The following is a 22961-nucleotide window of genomic DNA, read 5'->3' on the forward strand; positions in this document are numbered from 1 at the left end:
ACAATCAGTATAGATTTTACCACTATTCGGAAAAAAATGGTGAATAAATCCTGACCACCCATGAAAATGAATCTTATAGATCAGGTCTAAAAACTTATTCTACTTAATTTTTAATTTGTTTCCATATTAGAGTTTATAGTGGGAATGATAACAATATATGGTTGTAAATAATAGGCTTATTTTGTAGAATAATTACTATGCAGATAAAGGAAGTTTAATATTTTAATTTTTCTAAAAACTTTTAATCTTGAGAGAAAGGAAGAGACGGTGTGGATGTTATTCCTTATGATTTAGTTGCGACGAAAATGAATTTTTGGTATACGGCTTTAAAAAACAATTGGCCAGGCCGGGCGGAGGATACTAGGAAAGAAGTTGAAAGAGAATTAGAGCGAATGGAACAAAACCAAGACGTGGTTGTCTATTATAATTTATTGTTGTTCCGACACAACCTACAATTTGATTATATGTATTCTGATTCTGGCGGTAATTTAGCTAGTCGATTTGAGGAGTTCAAAAAAATTCGAGATCAGAACAACCTTGAAGGAATGTTGGAATATTATTATCAATTCTTCGCGGGGATGTATCATTTCAGACAAAAAGAATTAATACTTGCGTTGAACTTTTATAGGAATGCCGAAAAACAACTCGATTCTTTTGAGTGTGACGATCTAGAGAAAGCTGAATTTTATTTCAAGGTATCCGAAGTTTATTACCATATGAAACAGACATTTTTTTCAATGAATTATGCGAGTCGCGCCTATAATATTTATAAAAAGTATGACACTTATGGAGAACGTAGAGTTCAATGTCAATTCATTCTTGCCGGCAATCGTCGAGATCAAATGCTTCCTGAAAAAGCCTTGCCTAGCTTAAATCAAGCATTGAGTGAATCAACAAGATTAGACTCCCCTCATTTAATTGGTTCATCGCATTTGAATCTTGGAATATGTTATAATCAACTTGAAGAACTTGAAAAAGCTACCGATCATCTCCAAAAAGCCCTTGAAGTGTATAGAGAGGTTAATCATAGTTTTTTACCAAAAGCCTTTTTTAACCTTGCACACGTTAGAGCGAAGCAGGCTGAGTTGGTAACAGCCCACGACCTTTATTTTGAAGGAAAAGAATATGCCGAAAAAATTTGTAATTCATATGACCTTGCAAAGCTTGAAATGCTAAAAGGGCTTTACTTGATTCATGATCTGGATTTAGTTAGAGACTCTTTTAAGTTCTTCAAGGAAAACGGTTTGTATGCAGATGCGGAAGATTACGGAATCATTGCGGCGGAAATTTTGGAAACTGAAGAAAAGATTCGTGATGCCTGTGATTTTTACCGTATTGCATGCGATGCAAGAAAACAAATTCAAAGGAGTGGTTATGTAAATGAAAGCTAAATTTTTGATTTGTGCTGTTTTACTATTAGGTACAGTAAGCGCGGTTAGTTCCGTATATGTTCAAACAGATAACACTTCTTTTAAAGTCGCAGAAAGATTCGCATCTTAATTTAGATATATCGTTATTCCGTTTTCATAAGAAAAAAATAAGCACTCAAAGCCCTTCTCATTAGAGTTGGGCTTTCTGCATGAACATCATCATGAACGATTTGATCGAATTGATGGACCCCCGCTACATCGAAGTCTGGGGAAAATTCACCCCGAGAGGCGGCATCTCGATCGACCCGTACACCAACTACGGCCGCCCGGGGACGAAATACGAGAAAATGGCGGAATACCGCTTGATGAATCATGATTTGTATCCGGAGACGGTGGATAATCGGTAATACTTCTGTTCGGTGAAACGAAGTGAGATCACGCAATATATCAGATCGTGAGACCCGTACATTTTTGCATTGGTGGATTGACCTTTGCGGTTGTGACCGAGACGCGTACTTGTTACGCGTCTTTTTTTATTGAAATTTAACCGGATATTATAAGGCGTGCTGGACCGGATGTTAGATCGTCAATATGAAGCGCGATTCAATTCGTTAATCGAAGTGCAAAAATGAGATCACACCGTCATCTGTCTCATTTACGTCTTCGTTCGTCTGTTCGTCGCCTATCCCGTATCTTCATCGTTCGTATGTTTACGTGTAATCGCAGTTATCGTAGCGTCCGTGGCGAACATCCGGATACTCCTTATCATCATAGCCCTTTGTTTCGTAATCCATCCGTCTCAACCTCTGATTATGACCGTCCAATTCAACGCCATTCATGAAACAAAGGAACCCGCAGCAAACCGTTCTTTGTTTTGATCGGTGTTTCACCCGGCAACCAATCGGCTCAATATAGACGAATTTCTCCGCTTCCTTATCGCATTATCCGCTCAACATGTAACCTCCGCTAAGCATCGTAGGGCATAACCTCCATAATACCGGATATTGTCCGTCCAAGTACGAAAATTCCGGTTGTGAAAACGTCGGTATATTTTATTTGTAATTCACGACCTTCAGCCAGCGATCTGACCGTCTGTTCTCCGCATAAATCAAATCAACGCGCTCCATAACGTCCCCCATAACGTCCCCTCGATCTTGTTCTCGCGGACTAATTCAAGCAATCCGCAGCACGGCTGCGTACACTATCGACTACCTTAACGTTAGGATGATCGGTATTCAGGCCGGCCAGCAGTTCCTTTCGCTTATACAGCGGCTTAGACGTAACCGAAACGCCGTCACCCCGTTAGGTTAATAACTTATTATTTATGTATAGCAAATGCCTTTTCAGGTAGTCCCAAAATGTCTGTATTATTAGGAATATAACCAAGCAACCGTAGCATTGCTACAATTTGCCCCTTATGATGAAATTCATGCGTAATAGAATGGATTAGTAATTGGTGCGGCGTTTTTCTTACAGCCCCACCGCCTACTTTCCAAGAAGGCTCTTTTTCGATAATATCGTCAAATTTATCAGTGAATTGTTCAAATACAGTATCTACATATATATTCGCCTGTTGAAAATAACGTTGAATATCCTCTATCTGCATATCATTGATTGTTTCCTTTGTTAATAGTGGTGAAGCTGTTTGTGAAAGCACAAAAGAACCCAGCCAAGCGTGATAACAACCCGCCACATGAACTAAAGAATCTCTTATGCTTTGAAAACCAAATCCAAATTCTCTTGTAAAATCATTTTCTTTCAATTCTTTACACTGATCTAGTAAAATCTGTCTCGTTTATTTTACCCACTCATATTCGTGTTTTTCCATCACTATCCCCCCGTAGAAATAATAAATACCAGAATATTCTTCCAATTATACACAAATAGGTACCATCATTAAACACCTCGTATAATCAGATAAACAAAACGAGGTGAACACGAATGAAGATAACGGTAAGACCGAAATTATCGGAAGTAATGGAGGCGAAAGGGTGGAAGCAAGTTCCGCTGTCGGAAGCGTCAGAAATTCCGCAAGGCAGTATTAGCCGATTCGATAAGAACGAAAGGCATCTCGACTGGCGCGTTCTCGCAATAGCAAACGCGCCAGTCGAGATATACGGCTAATTTCTAGCATCTAAAGACTAATCCTGCGACAAATAATTAAAAGCGGTCTCTTTAAAATCCGGCATCTCCTTATCAATCCTCAGCAAAGCCAATATTTCATTCACATAATCACGAATAGCAAGCATATCAAAAGGAAAATCAAAATCAAATTCTTTCTCAACATATAAAGTATCCAAGAAATATGTGCAATTGTGTTTCATTCCTAATAGTTCATTAAGAAAATGTAACACGTCTTGATAGGGCGATTCAGGTAATTCAAAATGAGTAATGAGATAAGCGTTAATCAGATTGCCTTCATCAAAATCCCGCAATCCTTTATCAAAATCGGATAATCCCTTATCGTAAATTAACAAATAACAGCACCTTTCACCATCACTCACTTCCACTTGGTAAAATTCAATATCCCGCAATCTCAGCAAACGTTTAAAACTTGTATGTAAAAGTGCCATTCCCGATCTCCCTTTCTTCATTTCCTCGACTTAAAATATTATACTGCCCCATGGTATATTGGACAAAAAAAAAGTCAAACAAGTACTAAAATTGATTGACATTTTTCGGCGTCTCTTCAATTCCGAATGAATTTTAAAGAGGTGGGGGCACCTGGGGAAATACGGATTTAAACCGGGAAATCGAATCAACTGTGACCTTAAACGTATTGCACGTCTGTTTTTCAGACAATTAAAAAATACCCTTGCAGGGCCTTTTGATTCTTTAGAAAATTAGGCAATAGTCTGAAGGTGAATGTCATGCATATCAACATGAACCTTTTCTCAATAATCTTGCCGTCAGCAATCCGTAAAAATGTCATAAGAGACATTCTTACGGGTCGTCCCGTTGCGGGAACGTGCCTGTATGCGCACCTTCAAATACAAAATAAACGGCCGCTTGATCACTTTCAGCAACCATGCTTTTCATCGGCAGCTTGAAGCCTGGAAAAGCATCGAAGTTTTTCTTTTCCGATGCTATTAGACTTCTGCGCCGGGCATTTAAAATGTGTATGATTCACCATCATCAGGCACTAAAACCTGAGAGGAGATTCCTTTTTCGCCAATAAAGGATTTCAATTCTTCTCTGGATAATGTCCAATGGTTGACGGCTTCCATATGGCTCGCAATTATTTTTGCGCGGGGAGCAGCCTTATATACTTCATAGATGTCATCTTTTCCCATGACAAGTGAACCGCCTTCAAAGAATTGATTATCCCCGCCATTGACAACAATGATGTCCGGCTGATGTGCATCGATCTCTTCTTGAACACCTTCATACCATACCGTATCTCCAGCTACATATAATGTTTTTTCATTTTGGTGTTTGAAAACAACGCCGCATACCAGACCCGCAAGTTTTAGAATTTCTCCTCTTCCGTGTTCACCCTTTGTTTTGATGAGTTGAATACCCTCAAAGACCGTAGCTTCTGTTAAAACCTCAACATGTTGAAAACCGGCGTTTCTTACTTCTTCAGCATCTTCTTCATTTTGGACAAACATTTTGATATCTTTTGGCAATACATCTTTGGCAGCATCATCAAAATGGTCTAAATGCAAATGAGTGACAATAACTGCATCTAAATCATTGATGATATGATCCATCGACATTGGCAAGCTGACTAAAGGATTATTTTGATCTTGTCTTAACGAATTTGGGAAAGGAGGGTAAGTGCCTTTCTCAGCCAACATTGGATCTATTAAAAACATTTTGCCTGCATATTCGACAAGTAGTGTTGCATTTCGAATTTGTGTGATTTTCATGTTTAAAACTCCTTTTCTTTGATTTACGTATAGTTTATAGAGGATCAATTTAAAAATACATGGATTAAATCAAGTCTTTATGCGGTTTGACTTGAATTTTGAAAAAACGTATTTTATTTATGTAAAAGAACATCGAACGCACTCCTGATTGAAGAGAATGGAAAGTACAGACCACTGGAAGGTAATGCTTCTATTGAAAGGATTTGATTTTATGTTGGATCACACAGACAAGCGGATATTAGAAGAACTGTCCAAAAATAGTCGTATGACGATGAAAGAATTGGGAGAGAAAGTTCATTTGACAGGACAGGCAGCCGCTTCAAGAGTTGCCAAGCTGGAAGATCATGGAGTGATTGAGGGGTATACCATTCAGGTGAATCAAGTTAAATTAGGGTGTTTTATACATGCTTTTATTAACATCTATATCAACAGCACCTATCATCAACCTTATGTCTCATTTATCAAAACACAAGCCAACTATATCATAAACAATTATAAAATTAGTGGAGATGGCTGCTATCTGCTTGAATGCAAATTTCCATCCCATGAACGATTAGATCAATTTTTAGAAGACTTAAACAAGCATGCGAACTATAAATTATCGATCGTTATAAAAAAATAGTGCATTTTTAGGCAAGGAAAGGGTAAAATGGGAAAAATCTCTGAAAAGCTTCTAACATATTGGCTGGCTGTTCCCAGACAGGTGAGAGTTTTTTGTCTGTCTCTTTTTACAAGCTGTTTTTTTGGTTATATGATCTATTTGGGAATAAAAAGGGTGTTGCAATTTCACACATTGAATCGACCAGAAACTATTCTTTGTGGGATTGTTTCGCTCTTCATTTTATTTGCCTTGAATCATGCAAACAATGGGAAAAATACTGGAGGGGATGACATGAAAATCGTTTCAACAAAGGATTTGCCAAAACGGGCGGTTTCACAATTTTTTACGACGCATTGGGGAAGCCCGGTCATGGTGAATTCAAACGGCACATTTCAGTGCGATGAACTGGAAGGATATGCAGTTTTGGATGAAAACAGAGAGATCACAGGTTTAATCACGTTCATTATTAACGGAACCGAATGTGAAATCATTTCATTGGATAGTATCATTGAAAATAACGGGATTGGCTCTGCCCTTTTAAAAGAAGTGGAACGGGCTTCAGAGCGAGAGCGGTGTGAACAAGTGAAGTTAATTACAACCAATGATAATGTTAGAGCGATCGGATTCTATCAAAAGAGGGGTTATGTGTTAGCTGGGTTATTTGTGAATGCTGTTGAAAAGGCAAGAAAAATAAAGCCCGGGATTCCTTTCACAGCTGATAATGGGATTCCAATCCGAGATGAAATACTATTAGTAAAACGGCTGACATAAATCAATAATTGGACTGGTCACGATCTGGGCCTTTATCTTATATATATTCACAAAGGGTTGGCACCTGGGTAAATATTAATATAAATAGAAGCCCGTCTGTAGATGCAAGTAAGCCCGCTTCCGAGACGGGCTTTTGCGGTTTTCCCGCGATATCCCAGCTCTCATCAACCTTCTTTATAGAAAGGGAACAGTATTTTTTCTCCAACAACTCCATCAGATGTTTTTTCGCTGTCAATGATGCTGTAGAACACATTGTCATGAACAGAACCGTCTTTCTTTATTCTATGTATACGAAACGTGTCCTTCTTTTACTGCCCCTATTCGCTCGACTGCTTTTTGGTACCGCACAGAAAATTGGACATGGATCGATTTTAACACAATATTGAAGCAGCAAGAACTCAGATTCCGTGTTAACCCCTGTTCTCCAATAAGCAGGAGAAAGCCAAGTCCAGCCAATTTCAACATTTCGGTTTTGTACATCGATGCCACCGATGCTGGTTGTTCCTATGACTTCCCCGGTTGTTTTTTCCTTAATAATAAAAAGTATTTGAACGTTGTCTACAGCTGTTGTCAACATGTCTTTGATATCATTGGGCCAAGTATATGGCCGAACCTCAAGGATTTTTAAGGCTTCATATCATTCATCCTATAAAGGAATCAGGCGAATTATATTCCCTTCTAACACGATGTAGGGAGCAGGGGAAAAAACCGCCATACCACAGAACGGCGGTTTTTTTCTTTTTCTGAAGATCGTGCGGAATGTGTTCAGGTTGCGTGTCGTGCGGAGAATGATTAATGAAAGGAGTCTTTAATAATTTTATAGTTTTTATGGTTAACGACAGTTAAGGAGTCCAATTCCAAGTCTCTGTAGTTATCCATGATGGTGACATCAACGATAACCGAGTTTTCGTTTACTTTTTCGACGACTCCGGTGAGTCCGTTTTTGAATTCGATGACGTTCCCGACTTTTGCAATTTTCAAGTGGCTTCCTCTCCTTTAAAGTGATTTAACCTATTGAAAGTATTTTGCAATATTTTCATGGAGAAGTAAAGCGATAAGGGAATAGGCGGCACTATTGTTGTACGGCTGTATACTTAGTGGTATAGTTAATTAGTTAAAGATCATTTTCGGGAGAAGGAGAGAGGAAAATTGACAGAGGAAAATGCGATTGAGCTGATCGAGAATTTGAGATCAGGCAGCATTCATGAACTTCGTGTGAAAAAAGAGGATTTTCTTTCTTTTAGAGCCATCTTGACGAAACAGGAAGATTTTAAGCATTTTCGGGGAATCGCCCAGCGCGGGGGAGACATCATTTTTCAATATATGAAAGAGCCAAGAAGCTGAAGGCTTTCTCAAGCGGTGAGAAAGCCTTTTAATATAGGGAAGCATCCAGCCCAAGTATTGCTGGATATTTTGTTTTTTTCTGTTAAAAATCCGCGGTGTCTATACAATTATGTGCCAGTGGGACGCTTTGATGGAAAGCCTGCCAAAAATTTATCAGTGAAATCAATCAGTTGTCTTGTTACTGTAAGACATATGTTTTTTTCGAAGAAGTGTTTGACTAGGAGGAATGGAATGAAATCGAAATTTGCTGCGATAGCTGCTTTTTTCATCTGTATGCTCCCAGCGGCAAGAATCGAACATGCACAGGCTGTCAAGTTATTCTCGAAAAAAGACAGACAGGAAATGAAGCGGCTGATTGCCAGCATTGATCAAGAACAGCATCCGGTTTTTTCTCAATTGACGGATGAAAAAAATCTCATCGAATTTGCGCCCCGGCCGGATGCAGAACAGAAAGAAGAAGAGAATGAAGAAATAAAGTTGACGAGCGGGGAAAAAGATTTATTGTCAAGGCTTGTACACGCGGAAGCCAAAGGCGAATCGTTTGAAGGAAAAGTGGCAGTGGCCGATGTCGTACTGAACCGCGTGGAGCACGGCGGATTTCCTGACAGTATAAAAAGCGTGATTTACCAAAAGAACGCTTTTGAGCCTGTTCTCAACGGGAGCATAAATAAAAAGGCGGACCGTGAATCAAAGAAAGCAGTAGAAAAAGCGGTCGATCAACATAAAAAAGAAACAGATGCATTATATTTTTATAATCCGGACACTGCATCAGATGACTGGATTAGAACGAGGAAGATCGTGAAACGCATCGGCAATCATGTATTTGCGATCTGACCATGGCAGTCAAGACTTATCGTCTTGGCTTTTTTTATGCCTTTTTCCAAGTGAAAACATGAAAAAGAAAATAATTTTTGAACTTGTCTCATATGATGGGATATAACCAGTGAGACAAGGGGAGACCTCATGAACCGTTTTGTGAAAGGAATCGTTCTTCTATCGCTAGCTGCTTTTTTTGCAGAATGCCTTGAGTTCGTCATTAACATGATTCTCGCGCGGGAACTTGGAGAGCATGGCATGGGGCTCTATATGAGTGTCTTGCCTTCCATATTTTTGGTCGTCGTGATCGCGAGCCTTGAGCTTCCCATTTCAATATCAAAATTCATTGCGGAATCCAATCCGAAACTCCATGAAAGCATGCTGAAGCATGCCTTTCGAATGACAGCGGTTTGCACGGCTTTTTCTACGGCGGCCGCTGCCGTCATCCTTCCTTTTATTCCGATATTTGATTCATACCATCCCTTTATCAGGGGCCTTGTGATCGGAATGATTCCCACCGTTGCCTTTACCTCGATTGCAAGAGGGTACTTCATGGGCGTCCAGCAAATGGGGAAAATCGCTATGGCGAATGCATTGAAAAAAATCTTTCAGCTGATCGGCTTGTTTTTATTTTTCCAATGGTATTCCTTTGAACTGGATACGTCGGTTTTGATTTCATTGTTCGTTCTTGTCGCAAGCGAAGTGGTTGTGTTTGTTTATTTATATTCCCAGTTTATTTTAGTCAGACGCGCCGCCGCAAAAGGCCAGCATGTTCATCTGCGGAGAAATGACGTGCTGAAGCGGTTATTGACCGTTTCCATACCGACGACAGGCCTGCGTGTGTTTCATGCCATTGCTAATGCGGTCGAGCCTTTTTTGGTGAAGGGCACGCTGCTTGCGGCAGGCGTTTCGCAAACGGCGGCCATCGATCAGTTCGGCATGCTCTCCGGCGTTGCGATGACGATTGGTTTTTTTCCGGCTTTTATCGCCCATTCACTCATGATCGTCATGATTCCCAGCATTTCCGAAAGCTATGCCTATGGACAATATGACAGAGTCATTAAACGGATCAAACAGGCGATTCTGATTACCCTTCTTTACGGCATACCGTCTGTTTTGGTGATGTATCAGTTTGCAGAGCCGCTGACCCACTTGTTTTTTGATTCTGTAAAAGCCGCGTTTTATCTGGAACTATTATGGCCGTATTTTTTATTCCACTTTTTCGTGATGCCGCTTCAGGCCTGTCTCATTGGCATGGGGCTTGTCAAAGATGCGTTCTATCATAATGTCTGGGCAAGCGTGATATCGTTTTTGATGATGTATTTCCTCGGATCAATGGAGAATTTACAGATGACCGGGGTCATTCTCGGGATGAACACGGGGATGATTCTGCTGACAGCCCTTCATTATGCAACGATCTGCAAGGAATTGGGCGTGAACTTGATATTAACGAATAAGACGGGGGCGCCGAGAATCCAGAGCCGCTGAAGGAGGGGCGCGCTTTTCTCTTCATAGTTTTTGGATCCGGAGGGGATGCTAAAGAAAAAAAGAAGGGGAGATTACATGAAAAGAAAAGGCTTCCTTTGCCGTCCGCTCATTCTGCTGTTCTCAGCGGGCATGCTGTTTTTTCAGCCTCAGGCCCTTGCCAAACAGGCTTCACCGGCCGTGATGCAGATGAAAACAATAGAGGGGCAGCGTGTGCTTATTCCAGCGGAAGGCCAAAAGACGATCATCCATTTTTGGACGACCTGGTGTCCGCCGTGCCGGGAGGAGCTTCCCCGCTTTCAGTCCTATTATGATGAAAAGCATGCCGATGTTGAACTGATTACCGTCAATTTGCTGAATGTGGAGAAAAATGAACAGTCTGTCAAACGCTTTATCAAAGCGAATCATCTCTCATTCCCGATAGTTTTTGACCGCACCGGCGACATGATGAAAAAATATAATGTCATGACGATTCCTTCAACATTTTTTATCAATGAAAAAGGGGAGCTTGAGAAATCGGTCGTCGGACCGATCACCGTTGAACAAATGAGGTCATGGGCAGAGAAAAAAAGCTGAAATCGCCTTTCAGCTTTTTTTTATGGGCGGATGCAAATGATAATTAATATCAAAAAGAAATTATAATAATTATTACTTGAAAGCTGTTGATGCCATGCTATAATAAAAAAGAAGATTCCCGTTTTTGTCTGAGCATAAAACGGGGAAACCCATAATATAAACTAAATACTTATCTTTTATGCTGCCTCAAATGGCGGCAATTTGTTTTTTATAAGGGAATTGATGATGAATTACATTCTCAATTAGGGAGGACGCTAATAATGCAATTAGAGATTCGAAAACAATCTAAGCATCAGCATACGCTATTTCGCTTTCAAAACGTAAAGGAGCATGGGGAATTGGCTGCCGCCCTTTTATCAGGCATCCTGATTGCCGCCGGCTGGCTGTGCTCAGGCCATGAGACACTGTCCATCGCACTGTTTCTGTCCGCATTCTGCATCGGCGGCTTTGCCAAAGCAAAAGAGGGAATTCTCGAAACCCTTTCTGAAAAAACGCTGAATGTCGAGCTTTTGATGATATTTGCAGCGGTCGGCTCTGCCTTGATCGGCTATTGGGCAGAAGGCGCCATCTTGATTTTTATATTTTCTCTCAGCGGAGCCCTTGAGACATATACATTAAATAAAAGCAAACGCGATTTGACGTCCTTAATGAAATTGGAGCCGGAAGAGGCCGTGTTGTTGGACGGCGCGGGACAGCGAAAGGTTGCCGCAGCCGAACTGAAGGCCGGAGATCTGATCATGGTCAAGCCCGGCGAACGAGTCGCCGCAGACGGAGATATTGAATCAGGACAGACAAGCATCGATGAATCCGCGCTCACAGGTGAATCGATTCCGGTCGAAAAAACGGCCGGTGATCCGGTATTTGCCGGCACCGTCAATTTAAACGGCTCTTTGACAGTACGTGTGAAAAAAGCGAACGAGGATTCTCTTTTTAAAAAAATCATCAAGCTGGTCGAATCTGCGCAAAACAGCGTGTCACCGTCCCAAGCGTTTATTGAACGATTTGAAAACATGTATGTGAAAGGTGTTTTGCTCGCTGTCGGACTGCTTCTGTTTCTGCCTCATTATCTGCTTGGCTGGAGCTGGAGTGAGACATTTTACAGGGCGATGGTGTTTATGGTCGTCGCTTCGCCTTGTGCGCTTGTCGCTTCTATCATGCCTGCCGCTCTGTCGCTGATATCAAATGGAGCAAGAAACGGACTTCTTGTCAAAGGAAGCGTCTTCCTTGAAAAGCTAGGCAACAGCAAAATCGTCGCCATGGATAAGACGGGAACAATTACGAACGGCAAACCGGCCGTGGAAAACATGATTCTGGCGGAAGGCATGGACGAAAATGAATACTTGGAAGCTGCGGCTGCCATCGAGAAGCAGTCAAACCACCCTCTTGCAAAAGCGATCGTCGAGTTTGCCGAAGCAAAAGGCATTCACCCGCCTGGAAACGTAGCGATTGAAGAGACATCGGGATTCGGGGTGAAGGCGCAGTTTGAAGGAGAAATATGGTTCATTGGCAAAGCCGGATTTGTCGGGGAAGAGGAGGCGGATCACGTCTTTGGGGATGCAGTTCAACAGCTCGCCGGGCAAGGAAAAACGATTGTTTACGTGAAAAAGGGCGGGCGCCTTGCGGGCTGTTTTGCGCTGAAGGATCAAATCAGACCCGAAGCCAAAGCGGTGATCAGCGAGCTCAATTCCCTCGGCATTCAAACGGCAATGCTGACAGGAGACCAGCCAGAAACGGCAGCGGCGATCGCGGAAGAAGCCGGACTGAAAATCGTCGTTTCCGAATGTCTGCCTGATAGCAAAGTAAAGGAAGCAGAACAGCTTAAAAGAACTAACGGAACGATTGTCATGGTCGGAGACGGCATTAATGACGCACCTGCTCTTGCGGCGGCGGATGTCGGGGTCGCCATGGGGGAAGGAACGGACGTAGCGCTTGAAACAGCGGATATTGTATTGATGAAAAACGATTTAACAGGGCTGACGAAAATGATCCGGCTGTCGCGAAAAATGAACAGGATCATTAAACAGAACATCGTGTTTTCTCTTGCTGTGATCTGCTTGTTAATCTGCAGCAACTTCCTCCAGATCCTTGATCTGCCGCTCGGCGTCATCGGCCATGAAGGAAGCACGCTGCTTGTGATTTTAAACGGCCTCAGGCTGCTAAAATCGTAAATTCTATACCAAAACGGCTGCTATTCATATTGGCAGCCGTTTTCTTGTTCCTGTACCATGGCAATCATCACCAGCGGCCATGAAAAGAAACCGGCTCCCCGGCGGGCAAGCGCCGCAAAAAACTGATACAATATAAATGAAGGTTTACATAGATCAGTTGAACAGAATTTTGTTTTTAGGAGGGAACCGGATTTGAAAAGAATGGAGCATATCTCTTCCTGGCTGAGGGAAAAAGACATTTCGGCGGCTTTTATTCATTCAAAAGAAAATGTATTTTATTTGACGCACTTTTATACAGAGCCCCATGAACGGCTGATGGGCGTGTTTGCGTTTCAAAACGAGGAGCCGTTTTTTGTTTGTCCGCTGATGGAAAAAAGCCAGGCAAAAGAGGCGGGCTGGGCATATGACATCATCGGTTATGAGGATCATGAAAACCCGTGGGTCCTCATATCCGCCGCACTGAAAAAACGCAATCTGCCATTGGCGAAGGTGGCAGTCGAAAAAGAAGCGATCTCCCTTTCGCGCGCCGACATGCTGAGAGCCGTCACAAACGGGGCTGAACTTGTCTCTGCCGAAGAAAAGCTGAACGAACTCCGCGTCGTTAAGGATGAACAGGAAATCGCCATTCTCCGGGAAGCGGCAAAGCTAGCTGATTACGGGGTGGAAGCGGGAGCGGCCGCTTTAAAAGAAGGCGTCGCGGAAATCGAAGTGGTCGCGAAGATTGAATATGAATTGAAGAAAAAAGGAATCCAGGGAATGTCGTTTTCAACGATGGTCTTATTCGGAGAGAAATCCGGTCAGCCGCACGGAAATCCCGGCAGCCGGACATTAAAAGCGGGAGATTTCGTCCTGTTTGATTTAGGCGTGATCATTGACGGGTATTGCTCAGACATTACGAGGACGCTTGTTTATAAAAACGCGAGCGACCGTCAGAAAGAAATATATGAAACGGTGCTTCAGGCTGAAACGGCCGCACTGGAAATGAGCAGGCCCGGCGTCAGAATCGGCGATCTTGATTTAAAGGCGCGGGGGATGATTGAAAAAGCCGGCTACGGAGATTATTTTCCGCACCGCCTGGGCCACGGGCTCGGTATCTCGACACATGAGTATCCTTCCATGAGCCATAATAATGATGCACTTTTAAAAGAAGGAATGGTATACACGATTGAGCCCGGCATCTATGTGCCGGAAATCGGGGGCGTCCGAATCGAAGATGATGTGCTCGTCACCGCAGACGGAGCAGAGGCGCTTACCCGGTATCCGAAACAGTTCACTGTGATTTCATAAATTAGGGAACCCGCTTCATGGCGGGTCCTTTTATGTTTATGATAAAACTGCGGTCATTCCTTCCTCTTTATTCTGACATCTTTTACACGAAAAGAAAGGAATCAATCCTTGGAAATAAAGAAGTCATCAAAAGAGCGGAACGGCTTGACTTCATGTTTTTCTTTAAGCGGTTTCATCGCCGCTTTTGAAGACAGTACGATGATGCTGCATAAGAGGATCAGAATGAAAATACCCAATTTTTTCTTCTCCTTTCTAAATGAGAACGTGATCTGCACCGGTGCTGTTTTCATTGTAAAGTATGAAACGCATACCATAGCAATAGTTATTTTAAACAAAGAAAACCCTTGGTTTATCAAGGGTTTGTCCTTTTTATTAGTCAATAAGAATCATTAAAAATAACATTTTAATAACAATTCTTCACGAAATCCCGATTTTGATGATATTTCCGAAAGTCTTTTGCACTTTTTGGGAAGCGGCCTGTCTCATCTTTTTGTGTATAAATTTTTATTGTGGTTTTCATGTCGTCATTCCCGCTCTTTTCATAAGACACCGGCCTTGCCATCCGTTTCCCTCGCAAAAAACGAAATTCTGCTCATAGAGATTCGCCCTGACAAGATGCTCTGCAAACGGTGGAGGAACAGCATTTCCGCACCGCTCAATCTCTTTTGCCAGATTTGCTTTAGCTTTAGGTGGGTGGAAAGCCCCTTAAGTCACCAAAGCCGTTAAACTCTTTCAAAAGGCGAAAGGTCTATTCGTGGACGGTATCACCGGAAAAGCAGCATGGACAAAACTGTTTGCATAACAAAAAAGGCCCTTCGAGATTGAGGTCCAAAGCAAAGCGCCGGCTAATGTCGGTGCTTTGCTGTTGTCTAAAAAATATTTACTGTAATTACAACCCAAGCTATAACCAGTAATATGGGACTTTTCTCTTTCCTATCTAAATATCCAGACATGAAGAATCCGAGACTAAGCATGATATAGGATGCAAATTTAAATAATACTTGAATGGATTCAGGTGTCGCTGCCCAAACAAGGATGGATACGAGAGATAGAATATAAGCTGTTTTCTCTATAATTCTCAATTTATCTTCGTCCAATTCTATTAACCTCCAATTGCGAATTTTCTGCAAACTGAATTGAAAGTTATTACTCTGATAGTGTATTTAACCTATATTCTCAGGTAATTACATATAACAAATATAACACGAAAGGATGCGAGAAAAATTTGGTATGCCTGCATTGTGGGGGCGGCTTTCTTCCCGTACCCATCACATGCTGCCGAGAATGAAAGCGTGTCATTCACCCCAACGGTTGTGAAAACTGAACTACAGCAAATTGCGGAACTCTTAAAGGTTTCCGTTATGGACGAGGACGGAAGTGTACATATTCAAGCCGTTCCTCCGGTTAGCTAATGAAAGATTGTTGACCACTTCCGGGGCAATACTAAGTTTATGGATACAGCTTAAGAATTTGCTGCTAGACTTGTAGTTTCGTTGCCAGGACTTAAATGGAAATGGGCTGCTTTGTTTGCATACACTGTCTTCCCAGCATTCTATAAAAAAAGTCGACATGTTATCTACACAATATGTAGCCAGTGATAAAAAATACACATACATCATGATTGAAATGTATATCTATAAAGATAAAAAGTAATCAAAACAAATCGGTTACGAATATAAGATGTTTAAAAATACCTATAAGATGAACAGAAAAAAGATGAAAGAGCCCTTCTGACTGACGAAGCGCCTATTTCATTTCCACGCCAACAGCATCCTCAAATTTAATGAAATTGGCGTCTCCTTTTGAATCCACGACGTGAAAAATCTTGCTGATCTGAGTTTTCCTTCTACATAAATAACTTTCTGACCGTTTAAAAGAGGCGGCGGCTAACTGGACCGAGGAATTAAACTCCATCGCTTCACATATTACTCTATCCAAATCTTCTTTTTAAGCACCGGCCTTTTCACTCTGTTGTGGTTGCGTTTAATTCGAGAAGAAATTCGGTGTGTTCCGGCATCATGAAACCCATCTATTTTAACATGCCCTGATCTTTTAAGTTGTCATTTTTCACGGTGTTCATCCCCTTCTAAAAACTCATTAAATAAGAACTAATGTTCTGTTCTCGGATTCTATGTTATGATTAAAGAAAGGGGCGAAAAACGACGATTTTAAAAAATGCAAACATGAGTGCTTATAGGGAAATTTAGCTGATTCGATCCGGTCCGAAAATGTGCGAAAATAGTACATATGACAAAACGCATACCATAGCAAGAACGAAGTGAAAGAAGGGAATCAAATGGCGAATATCAGGGAAATAGCTGAGGCGGCTGGCGTTTCGATTACGACCGTTTCAAGGGTTCTCAACGGCCACCCTTATGTAAAAGCAGAAAAGCGGAAAAAGGTTCTTGATACCATTGAGCGGCTTGAATATGCGAGAAACGTGCATGCGGTCCACCTCTCAAAAGGCTTTTCAAACATGATCGGCGTGGTTTTGCCGACGATCAGCCTTCCTTATTTCAGTGAATTAATTGAAGGAATTGCGGAGGAAGCGGCCAAGTCGGAGGTCCACTTTGCGCTTTACCAGACAAATTATCAGCTGGAAAAGGAAACGTTCGCATTGGAACAGCTGAAGCATCGGCAGGTGGACGGCTTGATTTTTTGTTCAAAGGCAATGTCGGACGAAGAGCTTTTGAATTGGCGGGACACGGGGCCATTCATTCTCTGCCAGGATTCAAGGGAGCGCCTTTTTTCAACGGTCAGCATTCCGCATCATGAGGCATTTCGCCGCGGGCTTGATTTTCTGATTGAAAAAGGGCACAAAAAAATAGCCATCGGCTTGGCGAGGAAACATGGCGTGAACAGTCATTACCGCTTGGAGGCATATAAGGAAGCACTGGCCGCCATTGGTGAACCTTACCGGGATGAGTGGGTTTTTGAGCGGTCGCTGACGATTGCAGACGGACAAACATTATTTTCCGCATGGAGCCGGATGGATGATAAACCGACGGCGATTTTTGTGGCAAATGACCAGGTTTCTGCAGGGCTTTATCTTGAGGCCCGCAAGCATCAGGTCCAAATTCCGGAAAACCTCGCCATCTTGAGCTGCGACAATCAGCCGATCAGCGAATTGCTCGGTATTTCTACCATTGAAATCAAGACGAAAGAAATGGGAAGGCATGCGTTTCGCCTTCTTCAAAAAGGAATCAGGGGAGAGGAGGCTGAAAAGAAAATTCTCCCCTACAGGCTGATTGAAAGATCGACGGTATAAGTGAAAAACAAATTGTTTTCCAATCGGTGATAAAAATTCGACATTTTTCATCAAAAACGGCAAAATAAATTGACGCGCTTTCATGAGTTTTGTACGATATGAGAGATTGAATGACAAAAAGGAGCTGAGGATCGTGAACAGATCCTTCACTGTTGAAAAGGTACTCAATAACAACGTTTTAATCGCCCTCCACGAGGATTACAAAGAAGCCGTCTTGATTGGAAAAGGGATCGGATTTGGCAAAAAGCGCGGAGATCTTATCGAACATGAGAACTATGAAAAAATGTTTATTCTGGAAAATGATAAAGAACAATCACAGTATAAGAAGCTCCTCACATATGTCGATGAAAAAATGGTTGATATCGCCAATGATGTCATTTACCATATCGCGCAAAAAATCGGTCAGCCGCTGAATGAACATATCCATGTCGCGCTGACGGACCATATCGCATTTGCTGTCAAGCGTTTGGAAAAAGGGTTTGACATGAAAAATCCGTTTTTGCTTGAGACGGAATCCCTTTATCCGAAAGAATACGAGGTTGCCAAAGAAGCCGTTGAGATGATCAACCAGCAATCCGACATTCAGCTGCCTGAAGGTGAAATCGGATTCATCGCCCTTCATATCCACAGCGCTTTGACGAACAGGCCGCTTTCGGAAGTCAACCAGCATTCACAGTTAATATCGCGGCTTGTCCAGGTGATTGAAGATGCGTTTCAGATGAAAGTCAACAGAGAAAGCGTCAACTACCTGCGCCTGATCCGTCATCTTCGTTTTACGATCGACAGGATCACACGGGAGGAGCCGATTCAGGAGCCGGAAAAATTAATGTTGCTGTTGAAAACGGAATATCCGCTATGTTACAATACTGCTTGGAAGATGATCAAAATCTTGCAGCAATCGCTCAAGAAACCTGTTCATGAGGCAGAAGCCGTTTACTTAACATTACATTTGTACCGTTTGACTAATAAAATTTCATAACGCCTTTATAACGTGTTACTGATTCGATCAGGCATGAGTGAAAAAAGGGAAGAAATGAAGATGCTGTCTTTCGTTTCTTGATGTACCCGCTTTCACCATGCCTTTTTTGACGTTTAAAAAAGGAAATGTAAACGGTTAAATTGAAAAAAAGTCGTCTTTTGAACGAGTTTGTCATGTTTTTTTTGCTGTAAGGTCAAACTATCCTTAGAGGGGGTAAACATCATGTTTAAATCGCTATTCGGCGTGCTCCAGAAAATTGGACGGGCGCTTATGCTGCCTGTTGCGATTTTGCCGGCTGCAGGAATCCTGCTTGCCCTGGGTAACGCCATGCAAAATCCGCAAATGACGAAGGTCGCGCCGTTTTTAACCAATGGCACGATCCAGCTCGTTGCGAAAGTTATGGAAAATTCGGGAGACATCGTCTTCTCCAACTTGCCGCTCCTGTTTGCGGTCGGTGTCGCCATCGGTCTGGCAAATGGCGACGGTGTCGCAGGGATTGCCGCTATTATCGGATATCTTGTCATGAATGTCACGATGAGCGCCGTTCTTTTACAAAACGGATCAATTCCGAGCGATGCAGTTGAAAGAGCGAAATTTTTCGCGGAAAACCATCCGGCATATACGACAATGCTCGGCATTCCGACACTGGCAACCGGGGTGTTCGGCGGTATTATCGTCGGGGTGCTGGCTGCCGCCATGTACAACAAATTCTTCAAGATCGAGCTCCCGCAATACTTGGGATTCTTTGCCGGTAAGCGTTTTGTGCCGATTGTCACATCTGTCTGCGCCTTGATCCTCGGCTTGATCATGCTGATCGTCTGGCCGCCGATCCAGGGAGCTCTTAACGGCTTCTCAAACGGACTGCTTGCAGCCAATGAAGCGCTTGCCGCGTTTGTCTTTGGTATTATCGAGCGTGCACTGATTCCTTTCGGCCTGCACCACATTTTCTATTCTCCGTTCTGGTATGAGTTTTTCAGCTATACCAATAAAGCCGGAGAAATCGTCCGCGGTGACCAGCGGATTTTCATGGCGCAAATTAAAGACGGCGTCCAATTGACAGCCGGAACGTTTATGACCGGTAAATATCCGTTTATGATGTTCGGTCTGCCTGCCGCAGCGCTTGCGATTTATCATGAGGCAAAACCGAAGAACAAAAAGCTTGTTGCCGGCATCATGGGTTCAGCCGCATTGACATCTTTCTTAACAGGTATCACTGAACCGCTTGAATTTTCATTCTTGTTCGTCGCGCCGATTCTTTTTGCGATTCACTGTGTGTTTGCCGGTCTGTCTTTCATGATCATGGACATCTTGAATATCAAAATCGGTATGACGTTCTCCGGCGGGCTGATCGATTTCTTCCTGTTCGGAATTCTGCCTAACCGTACCGCTTGGTGGCTTGTCATCCCTGTCGGCTTGGTGCTTGCCGTTATTTATTACTTCGGATTCCGATTTGCGATCCGCAAGTTTAACTTGAAAACGCCGGGACGCGAGGATGCCGAAGCTGAATCATCTTCCGAAAAAGGCGGAGAATCAGCCGGTGATCTGCCGTATGAAATTCTTGCGGCAATGGGAGATAAAGAAAACATCAAGCACCTTGATGCGTGTATCACAAGATTGCGTGTAACGGTCAATGACCAGAAAAAGGTTGACAAAGAACGCTTGAAACAGCTTGGCGCATCAGGGGTTCTCGAAGTGGGCAATAACATTCAGGCCATCTTCGGACCAAAATCAGACAATTTAAAATCGCAAATGCAGGATATTATGTCAGGACGCACGCCAAGACCTGAAAAAGCTCCTGTCGCCGGCGATGAAGTCGAGCAGCAGGTTGAAGAGGTCATGGTAGAACCGCTTCAAAATGAAGCGGGTGAAGAAGTGTTTGTTTCACCGCTTGCCGGAGAGATTCATCCGATTACTGACGTGCCTGACCAAGTATTCTCAGGAAAAATGATGGGCGACGGATTTGCCATCCTTCCATCAGAAGGCACGGTCGTTTCTCCTGTAAAAGGGAAAGTGTTGAATGTCTTCCCGACAAAACACGCGATCGGCCTGCAATCAGACGGCGGCAGAGAAATTCTGATCCACTTTGGAATCGATACGGTCAGCTTAAAAGGCGAAGGCTTCACATCATTTGTTTCCGAAGGGGACCGTGTTGAGCCTGGACAGAAGCTGCTTGAAGTCGATATTGAGAAAGTGAAGGATCAAGTGCCTTCTCTCATGACGCCGATCATCTTCACAAACCTGCAAGAAGGAGCAAGTGTACACTTGCAGGCGGAGGGCTCTGTCAGCCTGACACAGGAAGACATCGTCCGCATTGAAAAATAAGTTCATAAAATGGCCGTACTTGTCAGATGACACGTACGGCTGTATGATATAATATTGTGAATGTATTAAAAGCTTTAAATTAAAAGGAGATTGATAAAAATGGCACAAAAAACTTTTAAAGTAACTGCAGATTCTGGTATCCACGCGCGTCCAGCGACTGTTCTTGTACAAACAGCAAGCAAATATGATGCTGATATCAATTTGGAATATAACGGCAAAACTGTAAACCTAAAATCGATTATGGGTGTTATGTCACTTGGTATTGCGAAAGGTGCCGAAATTACGATTTCTGCTTCAGGCGCTGACGAAAATGATGCACTTGCCGCTCTTGAAGATACAATGAAAAGCGAAGGACTAGGCGAGTAATGCTTGAATTGAAAGGAATAGGCGCTTCAGCCGGTATTGCGATTGCAAAAGCATATCGGCTGGAAGAACCTGATCTAACGGTTGAAAAGAAAAACATCTCTGACCTTGAGGCGGAAGTAAATCGTTTTGAACAAGCAATCGAGAATTCCAAACAAGAGCTTGAAACTATTAAAAATCATGCGTTAAAAGAGCTTGGCGAAGATAAAGCAGAAATCTTCTCCGCACATCTTTTAGTATTAAGCGATCCTGAACTTTTAAATCCTATAAAAGACAAAATCAAATCCGATTCCGTTAATGCGGAATTCGCTTTGAAAGAGACGGCTGACATGTTCGTTTCCATGTTCGAATCAATGGACAACGAATATATGAAAGAACGCGCCGCAGACATCCGTGATGTCACAAAGCGTGTCACAGGACACCTTCTCGGCGTAGAGATTCCGAATCCGAGCCTGATTTCTGAAGAAGTCATCATCGTTTCAGGAGACTTGACTCCGTCTGACACAGCGCAATTGAACCGCCGTTTTGTAAAAGGGTTTACAACAGACATCGGCGGACGCACATCCCATTCAGCCATTATGGCGCGCTCTTTGGAAATTCCTGCGGTTGTCGGTACAAAAGCGGTGACTAAAGAAATTCAAAACGGCGTGACAGTCATCGTCGACGGCATCAACGGCGATGTAATCATTGATCCTTCACAGGACGTCATCAGCCAATATGAGCAAAAGCACCAAAAGTTTTTGGAGCAAAAAGCGGAATGGGCGAAGCTTGTCAATGAACCGACTGTAACAAATGACGGTCACCATGTTGAGCTTGCCGCCAACATCGGTACGCCTGACGATGTCAAAGGCGTTCTTGAAAATGGAGGCGAAGCCGTCGGACTCTACCGTACAGAGTTTCTTTATATGGGCAGAGACCAGCTTCCGACTGAAGAAGAACAATTTGATGCCTATAAAACCGTTCTTGAGCGTATGGGAGGCAAGTCAGTTGTCGTTCGTACCCTTGATATCGGCGGAGACAAAGAGCTTCCATATTTAGAGCTGCCAAAAGAAATGAACCCTTTCTTAGGTTACAGGGCCATCCGTCTTTGCTTGGATGAGCAGGAGATTTTCAGAACGCAGCTGCGCGCACTGCTTCGGGCAAGTACATATGGAAACCTGAAGATTATGTTCCCTATGATCGCGACGGTCAATGAATTTAGGCAAGCGAAAGCGGTTCTTCTTGAAGAAAAAGAAAAGCTTCAAGCTGAAGGCCATCAAGTGTCCGATGACATCGAAGTCGGTATGATGGTGGAAATTCCGGCTACTGCGGTGATCGCCGATCAGTTCGCCAAAGAAGTCGATTTCTTCAGCATCGGAACAAATGACCTGATTCAATACACGATGGCTGCTGACCGGATGAATGAACAGGTGTCATACCTTTATCAGCCATACAACCCAGCGATTCTGCGCCTAATTACGCTTGTTATTGAAGCGGCTCATAAAGAAGGAAAATGGGTTGGCATGTGCGGAGAAATGGCAGGAGATGAAATTGCGATTCCGATTCTTCTCGGCCTTGGACTGGACGAGTTCTCAATGAGTGCGACATCAATCCTTCCGGCAAGAACGCAAATCAGCAAGCTTTCTAAGAAAGAGACCGAATCTTTTAAAGAACAGATTCTCTCTATGAGCACAACAGAAGAAGTTGTCCAATTCGTAAAAGAAAACTTCAAATTGTCTTAATTGACATCTGAACCCAGA

23 protein-coding genes and 2 pseudogenes are annotated in these 22961 nt (G+C 42.9%); 17 read left to right on the forward strand and 8 right to left on the reverse strand.

The window, feature by feature from the left end:
* Window positions 1-269: 269 nt before the first annotated feature.
* Window positions 270-1391 carry a Rap family tetratricopeptide repeat protein gene (locus R5H20_RS07920; protein ID WP_006638433.1) on the forward strand — a complete coding sequence of 374 codons (1122 nt, stop codon included), beginning with the start codon at window positions 270-272 and terminating at the stop codon, window positions 1389-1391.
* Window positions 1392-1576: 185 nt separating this feature from the next.
* Window positions 1577-1777 (forward strand): annotated as a pseudogene (locus R5H20_RS07925) (7-cyano-7-deazaguanine reductase); the annotation flags it as partial.
* Window positions 1778-2688: 911 nt separating this feature from the next.
* Here R5H20_RS07925 and R5H20_RS07935 read toward each other — a convergent pair.
* Window positions 2689-3156 (reverse strand): DinB family protein, encoded by a 468-nt coding sequence (locus R5H20_RS07935; protein ID WP_224254528.1) that lies wholly within the window; start codon window positions 3154-3156, stop codon window positions 2689-2691.
* Window positions 3157-3311: 155 nt separating this feature from the next.
* On the opposite strand from R5H20_RS07935, the gene R5H20_RS07940 reads away from it, so the two are divergent.
* The gene (locus tag R5H20_RS07940) at window positions 3312-3494 is read left to right on the forward strand and encodes a helix-turn-helix domain-containing protein (RefSeq protein WP_006638429.1); all 183 of its coding nucleotides are present in this window, start codon (window positions 3312-3314) and stop codon (window positions 3492-3494) included.
* A gap of 17 nt (window positions 3495-3511) precedes the next feature.
* Here the strand turns inward: R5H20_RS07940 and R5H20_RS07945 are convergent, their stop codons facing one another.
* The 3 genes from R5H20_RS07945 to R5H20_RS07955 all read right to left on the reverse strand — a co-directional run bounded on the left by R5H20_RS07945 (window position 3512) and on the right by R5H20_RS07955 (window position 5242).
* Window positions 3512-3880, reverse strand: coding sequence for a hypothetical protein (locus tag R5H20_RS07945; RefSeq protein ID WP_040348377.1), 369 nt, complete (start codon window positions 3878-3880; stop codon window positions 3512-3514).
* Window positions 3881-4313: 433 nt separating this feature from the next.
* Window positions 4314-4409: a hypothetical protein gene (locus R5H20_RS07950; protein WP_236835980.1), complete on the reverse strand. Its 96-nt coding sequence runs from the start codon at window positions 4407-4409 to the stop codon at window positions 4314-4316.
* Between the two features lie 71 nt (window positions 4410-4480).
* Window positions 4481-5242: an MBL fold metallo-hydrolase gene (locus R5H20_RS07955; protein WP_006638427.1), complete on the reverse strand. Its 762-nt coding sequence runs from the start codon at window positions 5240-5242 to the stop codon at window positions 4481-4483.
* A gap of 211 nt (window positions 5243-5453) precedes the next feature.
* On the opposite strand from R5H20_RS07955, the gene R5H20_RS07960 reads away from it, so the two are divergent.
* Window positions 5454-5864, forward strand: coding sequence for an Lrp/AsnC family transcriptional regulator (locus tag R5H20_RS07960; protein WP_006638426.1), 411 nt, complete (start codon window positions 5454-5456; stop codon window positions 5862-5864).
* A 270-nt stretch (window positions 5865-6134) separates the two neighbouring features.
* The gene (locus R5H20_RS07965; protein WP_029418574.1) at window positions 6135-6614 is read left to right on the forward strand and encodes a GNAT family N-acetyltransferase; all 480 of its coding nucleotides are present in this window, start codon (window positions 6135-6137) and stop codon (window positions 6612-6614) included.
* Between the two features lie 277 nt (window positions 6615-6891).
* On the opposite strand, the gene R5H20_RS07970 is transcribed toward R5H20_RS07965, so the two are convergent.
* Window positions 6892-7191 carry a GNAT family N-acetyltransferase gene (locus tag R5H20_RS07970; protein WP_224254488.1) on the reverse strand — a complete coding sequence of 100 codons (300 nt, stop codon included), beginning with the start codon at window positions 7189-7191 and terminating at the stop codon, window positions 6892-6894.
* 215 nt (window positions 7192-7406) lie between these two features.
* The gene (locus R5H20_RS07975; RefSeq protein ID WP_006638423.1) at window positions 7407-7595 is read right to left on the reverse strand and encodes a YkvS family protein; all 189 of its coding nucleotides are present in this window, start codon (window positions 7593-7595) and stop codon (window positions 7407-7409) included.
* Between the two features lie 168 nt (window positions 7596-7763).
* Between R5H20_RS07975 and R5H20_RS07980 the strand changes: the two genes are divergently transcribed.
* From R5H20_RS07980 to R5H20_RS08005, 6 genes are all read left to right on the forward strand, one after another.
* The gene (locus tag R5H20_RS07980) at window positions 7764-7958 is read left to right on the forward strand and encodes a hypothetical protein (RefSeq protein WP_006638422.1); all 195 of its coding nucleotides are present in this window, start codon (window positions 7764-7766) and stop codon (window positions 7956-7958) included.
* 231 nt (window positions 7959-8189) lie between these two features.
* Entirely contained in the window at window positions 8190-8792 is a 603-nt protein-coding gene (locus tag R5H20_RS07985) for a cell wall hydrolase (RefSeq protein WP_006638421.1), read from the forward strand.
* Window positions 8793-8921: 129 nt separating this feature from the next.
* The gene (locus R5H20_RS07990; RefSeq protein ID WP_006638420.1) at window positions 8922-10262 is read left to right on the forward strand and encodes a polysaccharide biosynthesis protein; all 1341 of its coding nucleotides are present in this window, start codon (window positions 8922-8924) and stop codon (window positions 10260-10262) included.
* A 75-nt stretch (window positions 10263-10337) separates the two neighbouring features.
* Window positions 10338-10835 (forward strand): endospore biogenesis thiol-disulfide oxidoreductase StoA, encoded by a 498-nt coding sequence (gene stoA, locus R5H20_RS07995; protein ID WP_006638419.1) that lies wholly within the window; start codon window positions 10338-10340, stop codon window positions 10833-10835.
* Window positions 10836-11095: 260 nt separating this feature from the next.
* On the forward strand, window positions 11096-13003 hold the full coding sequence (locus R5H20_RS08000) for a heavy metal translocating P-type ATPase (RefSeq protein WP_006638418.1): 1908 nt from the start codon (window positions 11096-11098) through the stop codon (window positions 13001-13003).
* A 201-nt stretch (window positions 13004-13204) separates the two neighbouring features.
* Window positions 13205-14290, forward strand: coding sequence for a M24 family metallopeptidase (locus R5H20_RS08005; protein ID WP_373870171.1), 1086 nt, complete (start codon window positions 13205-13207; stop codon window positions 14288-14290).
* A gap of 101 nt (window positions 14291-14391) precedes the next feature.
* Here R5H20_RS08005 and R5H20_RS08010 read toward each other — a convergent pair whose 3' ends face one another.
* On the reverse strand, window positions 14392-14526 hold the full coding sequence (locus tag R5H20_RS08010; RefSeq protein ID WP_006638416.1) for a hypothetical protein: 135 nt from the start codon (window positions 14524-14526) through the stop codon (window positions 14392-14394).
* Window positions 14527-15038: 512 nt separating this feature from the next.
* Between R5H20_RS08010 and R5H20_RS23560 the strand changes: the two are divergent.
* A pseudogene (locus tag R5H20_RS23560) lies at window positions 15039-15092 on the forward strand (hypothetical protein); the annotation flags it as partial.
* 67 nt (window positions 15093-15159) lie between these two features.
* On the opposite strand, the gene R5H20_RS08015 reads toward R5H20_RS23560, so the two are convergent.
* Window positions 15160-15387, reverse strand: coding sequence for a hypothetical protein (locus tag R5H20_RS08015; protein ID WP_006638415.1), 228 nt, complete (start codon window positions 15385-15387; stop codon window positions 15160-15162).
* 1199 nt (window positions 15388-16586) lie between these two features.
* Between R5H20_RS08015 and R5H20_RS08020 the strand changes: the two genes are divergently transcribed.
* The 5 genes from R5H20_RS08020 (at window position 16587) to ptsP (ending at window position 22943) form a co-directional block, all read left to right on the forward strand.
* Window positions 16587-17558 carry a LacI family DNA-binding transcriptional regulator gene (locus R5H20_RS08020; RefSeq protein ID WP_006638414.1) on the forward strand — a complete coding sequence of 324 codons (972 nt, stop codon included), beginning with the start codon at window positions 16587-16589 and terminating at the stop codon, window positions 17556-17558.
* Window positions 17559-17640: 82 nt separating this feature from the next.
* Window positions 17641-18537, forward strand: coding sequence for a glucose PTS transporter transcription antiterminator GlcT (gene glcT, locus R5H20_RS08025; RefSeq protein ID WP_087962515.1), 897 nt, complete (start codon window positions 17641-17643; stop codon window positions 18535-18537).
* 222 nt (window positions 18538-18759) lie between these two features.
* Entirely contained in the window at window positions 18760-20859 is a 2100-nt protein-coding gene (gene ptsG / locus R5H20_RS08030; protein ID WP_006638412.1) for a glucose-specific PTS transporter subunit IIBC, read from the forward strand.
* A 99-nt stretch (window positions 20860-20958) separates the two neighbouring features.
* Window positions 20959-21225: a phosphocarrier protein HPr gene (locus tag R5H20_RS08035; protein WP_006638411.1), complete on the forward strand. Its 267-nt coding sequence runs from the start codon at window positions 20959-20961 to the stop codon at window positions 21223-21225.
* Entirely contained in the window at window positions 21225-22943 is a 1719-nt protein-coding gene (gene ptsP, locus R5H20_RS08040) for a phosphoenolpyruvate--protein phosphotransferase (protein ID WP_006638410.1), read from the forward strand. The genes R5H20_RS08035 and ptsP overlap by 1 nt, the downstream gene beginning before the upstream one ends.
* The last annotated feature ends 18 nt before the right edge of the window (window positions 22944-22961 follow it).

Source organism: Bacillus sp. KICET-3 (assembly GCF_033261025.1).
Lineage (GTDB): Bacteria > Bacillota > Bacilli > Bacillales > Bacillaceae > Bacillus > Bacillus sonorensis.

Coding starts and splice junctions, on each gene's coding strand:
- R5H20_RS08005 (WP_373870171.1), top strand. CDS start 13,205: ATGGAGCATATCTCTTCCTGGCTGAGGGAAAAAGACATTTCGGCGGCT.
- ptsG (WP_006638412.1), top strand. CDS start 18,760: ATGTTTAAATCGCTATTCGGCGTGCTCCAGAAAATTGGACGGGCGCTT.
- R5H20_RS07955 (WP_006638427.1), bottom strand. CDS start 5,242: ATGAAAATCACACAAATTCGAAATGCAACACTACTTGTCGAATATGCA.
- R5H20_RS07965 (WP_029418574.1), top strand. CDS start 6,135: ATGAAAATCGTTTCAACAAAGGATTTGCCAAAACGGGCGGTTTCACAA.
- glcT (WP_087962515.1), top strand. CDS start 17,641: ATGAGTTTTGTACGATATGAGAGATTGAATGACAAAAAGGAGCTGAGG.
- R5H20_RS08000 (WP_006638418.1), top strand. CDS start 11,096: ATGCAATTAGAGATTCGAAAACAATCTAAGCATCAGCATACGCTATTT.
- ptsP (WP_006638410.1), top strand. CDS start 21,225: ATGCTTGAATTGAAAGGAATAGGCGCTTCAGCCGGTATTGCGATTGCA.
- R5H20_RS08020 (WP_006638414.1), top strand. CDS start 16,587: ATGGCGAATATCAGGGAAATAGCTGAGGCGGCTGGCGTTTCGATTACG.
- R5H20_RS08035 (WP_006638411.1), top strand. CDS start 20,959: ATGGCACAAAAAACTTTTAAAGTAACTGCAGATTCTGGTATCCACGCG.
- R5H20_RS07985 (WP_006638421.1), top strand. CDS start 8,190: ATGAAATCGAAATTTGCTGCGATAGCTGCTTTTTTCATCTGTATGCTC.
- R5H20_RS07960 (WP_006638426.1), top strand. CDS start 5,454: ATGTTGGATCACACAGACAAGCGGATATTAGAAGAACTGTCCAAAAAT.
- R5H20_RS07970 (WP_224254488.1), bottom strand. CDS start 7,191: ATGTTGACAACAGCTGTAGACAACGTTCAAATACTTTTTATTATTAAG.
- R5H20_RS07940 (WP_006638429.1), top strand. CDS start 3,312: ATGAAGATAACGGTAAGACCGAAATTATCGGAAGTAATGGAGGCGAAA.
- R5H20_RS07990 (WP_006638420.1), top strand. CDS start 8,922: ATGAACCGTTTTGTGAAAGGAATCGTTCTTCTATCGCTAGCTGCTTTT.
- stoA (WP_006638419.1), top strand. CDS start 10,338: ATGAAAAGAAAAGGCTTCCTTTGCCGTCCGCTCATTCTGCTGTTCTCA.
- R5H20_RS07950 (WP_236835980.1), bottom strand. CDS start 4,409: ATGAAAAGCATGGTTGCTGAAAGTGATCAAGCGGCCGTTTATTTTGTA.